This window comes from Microcystis sp. LE19-10.1B (assembly GCF_027530565.1).
In the GTDB taxonomy this organism is placed as follows: Bacteria; Cyanobacteriota; Cyanobacteriia; order Cyanobacteriales; family Microcystaceae; genus Microcystis; species Microcystis aeruginosa.
The window spans coordinates 1-1,192 of record NZ_JAPZQM010000339.1 but is presented as its reverse complement, the minus strand read 5'-3'; the positions used below and the strand labels follow the sequence as shown (position 1 = coordinate 1,192).

The following is a 1,192-nucleotide window of genomic DNA, read 5'->3' as shown; positions in this document are numbered from 1 at the left end:
GGCTCTTCGTTACTCTTTATGCTAAATCAACATACAAGATGCCAAGACAACATACTTCTAACCCAAAAATTCCGAAAGTTTCTCAAGCCATAGGCTCTCCGTTTTATTAGTTTAAGTTTATTGTTGATTCCCTCGACCATCCCATTCGTTGTCCTTCGCTCGAAATAACTAATTATTTCTCCAAACCAGTTTCGGAATTTTTGGGTTAGAAGTATGTTGTCTTGGCATCTTGTATGTTGATTTAGCATAAAGAGTAACGAAGAGCCAAATATCATAATATTTATGAGGTTAAAATTATGCAACCTAGAAGCGTTATTCCGATCCGCCGCCAACAAATCTTCTCCTATCTTGCTCTAGCGGTTTTTTGCGCCACCTTAACCGCCAGTTGTAGTGATAATTCTGATATTTCTTCTGTCCCAGAAGTGCCTCCTAACGATGCGATTGCCGATCAACCTGTAGAAGCTATCTTTTACGAAAATGTCAGTCAATGTCAACAACAATTAACCAAACAACAACAGGCTGTTAATCAGGGGAAAAGTACCGTTACACCGAGCGCCCCGATCATAACACCAGAAGACTGTGAAGCACAACTAGCCCTAGCCTTACGGGAACACGAAAGTAATGCTCCCGTTTACGACACTTTGGAGCAATGTCAAACAGAGGGATTAACCTGTAGTCCCGCTACTGAAAATGGTGGTCAACCACGAACCGGCTACTATCCTAGTTTTGGCGGAACTTTTATCTATCCTAATACCTATGACTTCGTTTATTTTTATCATGGCGGTATCCAGCATCGTCTCTATCGTCCGACAACGGTTTATCAAGGCAACGCAGGCAATTTAGTCACCCCCTATGGTCGTAGTTTACCCCGTTACTCCCCAGGCACTAAAATTTTAGTTCCACAACATACTCGTTTTACGGCTCCCGCTCGACCTTCGGGGACTATTGGCTCAGGCGTTATTCGCGGTCGGTCTTCTACTGGATTTGGTTCCACCTATAAGGCCACAGGACGGGGTGGCATCGGTAAATAATAAAGGCTCTTCGGGAATTGTTATGCAAATAATTAACTTAAAATAAAATTCGATGAGAGCAACTACGCTCAAAAGTAGCTGAAATTCATACAGGAAAGGACTTAAGGCACAAATAGGTTAATACCAAAAGATAGACAATTGAGTTAAGATTTGATATAATA

At 41.7% G+C, this 1,192-nt stretch carries 1 protein-coding gene and 1 pseudogene; one reads left to right on the top strand and one right to left on the bottom strand.

Going from position 1 to position 1,192, the window contains the following annotated elements; genetic code table 11:
- Positions 1-26 precede the first annotated feature (26 nt).
- A pseudogene (locus O9332_RS12210) lies at positions 27-203 on the bottom strand (transposase); the annotation flags it as partial.
- Positions 204-296: 93 nt separating this feature from the next.
- On the opposite strand from O9332_RS12210, the gene O9332_RS12205 reads away from it, so the two are divergent.
- Entirely contained in the window at positions 297-1,031 is a 735-nt protein-coding gene (locus O9332_RS12205) for a DUF1190 domain-containing protein (RefSeq protein ID WP_002760305.1), read from the top strand.
- Positions 1,032-1,192: the final 161 nt, after the last annotated feature.